At 35.2% G+C, this 6626-nt stretch carries 6 protein-coding genes; 1 reads left to right on the plus strand and 5 read right to left on the minus strand.

The window, feature by feature from the left end:
• Positions 1–237: 237 nt before the first annotated feature.
• The gene (locus COX95_02170; GenBank protein PIZ86096.1) at positions 238–1140 is read left to right on the plus strand and encodes a hypothetical protein; all 903 of its coding nucleotides are present in this window, start codon (positions 238–240) and stop codon (positions 1138–1140) included.
• Positions 1141–1178: 38 nt separating this feature from the next.
• Here the strand turns inward: COX95_02170 and dnaJ are convergent, their stop codons facing one another.
• The 5 genes from dnaJ to COX95_02195 all read right to left on the minus strand — a co-directional run bounded on the left by dnaJ (position 1179) and on the right by COX95_02195 (position 6146).
• Positions 1179–2303, minus strand: coding sequence for a molecular chaperone DnaJ (gene dnaJ / locus COX95_02175; GenBank protein PIZ86097.1), 1125 nt, complete (start codon positions 2301–2303; stop codon positions 1179–1181).
• Positions 2304–2323: 20 nt separating this feature from the next.
• Positions 2324–3211, minus strand: coding sequence for a hypothetical protein (locus COX95_02180; GenBank protein ID PIZ86098.1), 888 nt, complete (start codon positions 3209–3211; stop codon positions 2324–2326).
• A gap of 60 nt (positions 3212–3271) precedes the next feature.
• A complete protein-coding gene (locus COX95_02185) occupies positions 3272–5179 on the minus strand; it encodes a molecular chaperone DnaK (GenBank protein ID PIZ86099.1) in 1908 nt (635 codons plus the stop codon).
• A 22-nt stretch (positions 5180–5201) separates the two neighbouring features.
• Positions 5202–5762, minus strand: a complete 561-nt coding sequence (gene grpE / locus COX95_02190; protein PIZ86100.1) for a nucleotide exchange factor GrpE — start codon at positions 5760–5762, stop codon at positions 5202–5204.
• A gap of 72 nt (positions 5763–5834) precedes the next feature.
• Entirely contained in the window at positions 5835–6146 is a 312-nt protein-coding gene (locus COX95_02195; protein ID PIZ86101.1) for a hypothetical protein, read from the minus strand.
• Positions 6147–6626: the final 480 nt, after the last annotated feature.

A 6626-nucleotide genomic window follows, 5' to 3' on the forward strand; every position in this document is an offset into this window, starting at 1 on the left:
CGTTCAGATTTGGAAGTTTAAAGGCTAGGATAATTTCTAACTTTTTTGAGTAAGTTGCGAGCTTTTGGGTACCTTTTGTCGATACAAAAGGTATAAATAGATTTGGTTACTTTTAAAAAGTACGAATAAAGTACGTTATATCGTACAAAAGACTGCCACATTACGTTCAAATTATATTTACCGATTGACAAACAACCATAAAGATGATATAATGATGATAATTAAAAAGGTGTATTTATGATTAAAATTCCATTAGAAAACATTATTCCTCTATCCGATGCAAGAACTAATTTTTCTAAGATTATCGAAGAGGCTGTTGGTGAAAATGCTTACCTAATAACCAAAGGTGGAAAACCTGCGGTTATTATAGCTAGTGCTGAAGCTGTGGAGCACTTAGTAGGTAGCGATAAAATATTGGCAGTTGAAGAAAAAAAAGCGGGACCAGCAGACGGTAATACTGATGATAATATTACCCAGATAGGCGAAGCTGAATTACCGCCAAACTCAGACGGTATATCAGAAATTGAAAATAAACCAACCATAGAAACACCAACCATAGAAGAACTAGAAAAAACAAAAGTCAAGAGTATAGGTAAGGACGGCGGAACAATTAAAAATCTTTCTCCAGAAGAATTATTTAATGTAGGTACAAAAAAAGGCGGAGAAACTGATCCTGGGAAAACGATTGAAGATGAATTAAAAAACCTAAAACCAGCCGAAGAAAAGATACAAAATCCAGATAAAAATCAGGAAGAAACTAATAGTATACCATCTGAAAAATTAACACCAACTCCCGAAGAAATAGCACCAGAACCTGAAGAATCAACACCAACCTCTGAACAATCAGCATCACCCGATATAAATATTCCAAAAGATATACCTTCAGAAAATACAGAAACCCCTACTAAAAATACCCAAGAAGAAAACCCGGTAAATAATACAGAAAATTCAAATAATAGTGCGCCAGAAGATTCAACTTCCAAGCTTAACGGAATAGATTTAGACGCCTTAAGAAGAAAAAAAGAAGAGGAAGAAAACCCGCCAAGACCAGAAGAAACTCCTATTATACGACAAGATTCTTACTTTTACTCGGGAGGAAATGAAAAAGGTAAAAATAAAGAAAGCGACTTTGGACTCTAGAAAAATCTATTTTTAAAAACCGGCCTTTAGGCCGGTTTTTAAAAATGCCAGAAGCCGCCACTTTTCTCTTCTTCTTTTAGTTTTTGAAATAGCTCTTTTTGGAAACCGTTTAATCCAGTTGGGGTAATAACCTTTACTTTCACAAACATATCTCCATAACCTTGACCTTGTAAATGTTTAATCCCTTTATTTGGAATCTTAAATACTTTACCGGATTGGGTTCCTGCCGAAATCTTTAAATCTATTTTCCCATCTAATGTTTCTAGCCTTAAAACAGTACCTAAGGCAGCATCAGCAAAGCTAATTTCTTCTTGTTTAATAAGATTATCACCCTCTCTTATAAATTGATTATCGGGTTTTATTACAATATTAATAAATAAATCACCGGGGATACCGCCCTTAGGAGCAGCCTCTCCTTCACCAGAAAGCCTTATTGTAGATCCATTATCAACACCAGCCGGTATTTTAATTTTAATTTTTTTGGATTTTCTAACTCGGCCATCACCTCCGCAATTACTGCATACTTTTTCAGGATATTCACCTGATCCCTGACATTTTGGACATACGGTAACTTGACTAATTTGGCCTAAAATTGTTCTTCTGGTTGTCTGAACCTGACCAGATCCTCCACATTTAGAACATTTTATAATCTTAGTTCCTTTAGCAGCTCCAGTTCCTTTGCATTCATCACAAATATCTTTTTTAAAAACATCGATTGTTTTTTCAACTCCAAACGCGGCTTCCTTTAAGGTTATTTCTATGGCAACTTGAAGATCAGAACCCCTTTGCGGACCCCTTTGTCTCCCCGCACCTCCAGTAAAAAAAGAATCGAATATATCAGAGAACCCGCCACCATTAAACATTTCGGAAAAATCAAAACCTGCTCCTGACCCGCCTTGTCCGGAAAAATCAAACCCTCCGAATCCTTGACCTTCAGATCCCTGATTAAAAGCATGCCCAAATTGATCATATTGAGCCCTTTTCTGGGAATCTGACAAAACCTGATAAGCCTCATTTGCTTCTTTAAATTTTGTATCATCACCGCCACCCTTATCTGGATGATGTTGCTGCGCAAGTTTCCTATACGCTTTCTTGATTTCATTATCAGAAGCATTTTTGGAAACTCCTAAAATTTCGTAATAGTCTCTTTTATTTACTGCCATTATTCCTTCTTAAATAAGTATTATTGTTTTATCTTACTATTTACTGAACCGGCAATAATCCCTAAAGAAAAACCGATAAATGCCGACCAAAAAACATTATAGACTGAAGTTAAAACTTGAATTATATTCCCGTATATCAATCCCATTGTCAACCCTATCAATCCAGATCCGATTATTTTTAAAGCGTTTATGCCTAATTTAAATCTATCATCTTCATCATGTAATTTAGTCGACCAATCTGTATCACTCCCTATTATTGCTCCTATGATTAAACCGACTAAAATTCCTGAAAATGGCAGAAATGCTACTTTTTTAAACACGGATATATTCTGAAGATATAAAAATATTCTTCCGCCAAAATAAGAAAAAGAAATGGCGTAAAGAAATACTCTTATTAATCCGTAGGCCTTCCCCTGTAAAGTTTCACCTAAATATCCTTCAAGATCAAAATTGAAATCAGCACCCATTAATGCCCCGATAAGACCTCCCCAAAACATAACAGGATATAGAATAGCAATATTAAAGGACTTGTCTTTACTTAAAAACCACAAAACAAACCCTAAAACCGCGCCTATCAATAAACCTATAAATGCAGTAATCAATAATCGCGTAATCGCCGAAAGAAAACTATTTACGACTGGTTTTTCTTCTTGTTTATTTTCTTCGTGATGATTTTTATTAGATTCTTTGCCTTTTTTGGTTTCATCAAGCCCTTGATCGTATTCGGTTCTTTTCTTTTCATCAGTTAAAATCTTATAAGCTTCATTAACCTCTTTAAATAATTCTTGCGTATCTGAGTCTGAATTTACATCAGGATGATACTTACGAACAAGTTCTTTATATCTTACCCGTATTTCATCGATAGTAGAATCTTCTGGAATTCCTAAGATATTGTAGTATTTTTTCATAATGATTTAATTATATTAGAAAAACTATAATAAAGGAAAGGCGCTTAAAGGCGCCTTTTTTTATTTCTTAGGCTCTTCTTTGGAATCATCTTCCTTTACTTCTTCATACTGACCTTCAGTTGTACCATCTTTTTGTTCATCTTTTTTATCGCCTTGTTGACCCTGATTGGCCTGACCTTCATACATTGCGGCACCAACTTTTTGGATAGCGCTATTTAAATCATTGATAGCTTTTTTGATTGCTTCTGTGTCGTCACCATCCTTAATTTTCTTAAGCTCGGCAATTTTATTTTCAACCTGTTTCTTATCATCTGTATTAGCTTTATCACCGGCTTCTTTAACGGTTTTTTCAGCTATGTAGGTAGCATTATCAGCTTGGTTTTTAACTTCGATCAGATCTTTTTTCTTTTTATCTTCTTCGGCATGCAATTCGGCTTCTTTTCTTAATTTTTCAACCTCTTCATCTGATAAGCCTGAAGCTCCCTGAATAGTGATTTTCTGCTCGCGGTTGGTGGCTTTATCTTTGGCTGAAACATGAAAAATACCATTTGCATCAATATCAAATGTTACCTCAACCTGCGGAATACCGCGAGGTGCAGGAGGAATACCATCTAGTGTAAATCTTCCCAAAGATTTATTATCAGCTGACATCTCCCGTTCACCTTGAAGAACATGAATTTCTACTGATGTTTGGTTGTCAGTAGCGGTAGAAAAAATCTGTGATTTAGAAGTCGGGACAGTAGTATTTCTTTCAATTAACGAGGTTCTAACACCGCCTAAGGTTTCGATACCCAAAGTTAAAGGAGTAACGTCTAAAAGCAGAACATCTTTTACTTCACCGCCCAAGACACCTCCTTGAATAGCAGCACCGATAGCTACTACTTCATCAGGGTTAACACCCTTTAGGGGTTCTTTGCCAAATATTTCCTTAACTTTTTCCTGAACTTTTGGCATTCTGGTCATTCCGCCAACTAATATAACTTCATTAATATCTTTTGCTTCCAGACCAGCATCTTTTATCGCTTTTTTACATGGCTCTTCTGTTCTTTTGATTAAATCTTCTGTAAGTTGCTCAAGCTTAGCCCTTGTTAAAGTTATATTTAAGTGCTTTGCTCCTGCAGAATCAGCAGTTATAAATGGCAAATTGATATCTGTTTCCATCACGGTTGATAATTCACACTTTGCTTTTTCAGCTGATTCTTTAAGCCTTTGTAGGGCAAGTTTATCTTCCTTTAAGTCGATACCTTCCTGGTTTTTGAATTCTTCAATTAACCAATGCATTATTACTTGATCAAAATCATCTCCACCAAGACGGGTATCGCCATTTGTTGACTTAACTTCAAATACTCCATCGCCTAACTCTAGAACAGAAATATCAAAGGTACCTCCGCCTAAATCAAAAACTGCGATTTTTTCGTCTTTTTTCTTGTCTAATCCATAAGCTAAAGCAGCAGCAGTTGGTTCATTGATAATTCTTTTGACTTCAAAGCCGGCTATTTTACCAGCATCTTTGGTTGCTTGTCTTTGCGAATCATTAAAATATGCAGGGACAGTTATAACTGCTTCGGTTACAGGTCCGCCTAAATAAGCTTCAGCATCTGCTTTTAGTTTTTGTAAAACCATTGCAGAAATTTCTGGAGGGCTATAGCTTTTATCTTGAAGTTTAACTTTTACATCACCATTTGAGCCTTCTTCGGTATGATAAGAAAGAGTTTTTAACTCATCTTTAATCTCTGAGTATTTTCTACCTATTAACCTTTTAGCTGAATAAACTGTATTATCAGGATTTGTAACGGCCTGTCTTTTTGCAAGTAAGCCCACAAGTCTTTCTCCTTTTTTTGTTACGGCAACAACTGAGGGAGTTGTTCTCTGACCCTCAATATTAGCAATTACAGACGGCTCTCCACCTTCCATAACTGCCATACATGAATTAGTGGTACCTAAATCAATGCCTATGATTTTTCCCATATTTTTTCTCCTTATAATAAATTTATTTTTTACAAACTTTTACTTTAACTGGTATTAAAACTTTACCTTTTAATATATAGCCTGACTCTAATTCTTCGATAACTTCATCTTCTTTGTGGCCGTCAGAATTTCCAAAGCAAACAGCTTCGCAAAGATTAGGATCAAATTCTTTACCGACAATATTTATTCTTTCTAAACCTTCGTTTTTTAAAACATCTTCTAACTGCTTTTCTATTTGCTTTATTCCGGAGACCCAATCATTATCCTTAATTTCTTCCGGCGCATGAGTTGATGCTCTTCTGAAGTTTTCCAAAACCGGGATTATTCTTGATATCAAATCAGCATTAGCGAATACAGTTAAATCAGTCATATCAGTTTCGATCCTTTTTTTAAGATTAATGTAATCTGCCTGCGCTCTTTTCCAGCCATCTAAATATTCGTCTGATTTTTTCTTTACTGACTCTAATTCATCTACTAGTTTGTTCAAATCATCCTTTATGGCTTCCTTTTTAGAATGCGCTTCTCCTTTATCTTTTTTTGGTTTATCTTCCTGATTTTTCATTTTATTTACCTCCCATTTCATTTAGTGATGTTGTCATAAAATCCAATAATAAAAGGTTTTTTTCATAACTCATTCTCGTCGGACCTAAAAGACCTAAAAACCTTCTATTCCTTGATTGTTATATGGGGATACAATCATTGAACAGCCCGCTTTTCGAAGATAGGGGTTTTCTCTACCTATATATATTACTTCCTGTTCAATTTTTGGAAGCTCCATGATAAATTCATTTAAATGATCGAGAAGATCGGCAAACCCTAAAAGCATAAACCTATCTTCAAATTCTGGCTGCCTGAATATATTAGTAATACCGTGATAATAAACATGGGAAGTTGAAAGAGTAGCTAGGGCTCCGCAATATGTCATTTCAGATAATAGGTGGGCTGCCATTTTTACGGCTTTTTCCATATCAGAAAATGATGATAATGCTTTTTTTAGAGATTCTTTTTCTCTTCTTGAAAGCTGTACTACATTATATTTTGTGTAGTTTACAAACCAACGATATCCTTTATCGGTAGGGATTCTACCTGCAGAAGTATGAGGCTAATATATATGACCCTCTTTTTCCAAATAACCCATTTCCGAACGGATCGTTGCCGGACTAACATCTAAATCGTATTTATTAACAATCGTCAAAGAACCTATAGGTTCAGAAGTTTCGACATATTCCCTTATAATGATGTCTAAAATTCTTATTTGACGATCATTCATAATATTTAGCTTTTTTGCAACATTAGCACTCTCATTGTTAGAGTGCTAATAAAATTCTAACAAACAGAAAAAGACCTGTCAATACTCTGTACGCGTCACGCACATTTGAGACTCCGGAACAGTTTTTATTAAATAATCAATGGGTGAAATATTACCCAAAGATTGGTGTATTCTCTT

Source organism: bacterium CG_4_10_14_0_2_um_filter_33_32 (genome assembly GCA_002792735.1).
GTDB lineage: Bacteria > Patescibacteriota > CPR2_A > CG2-30-33-46 > CG2-30-33-46 > CG2-30-33-46.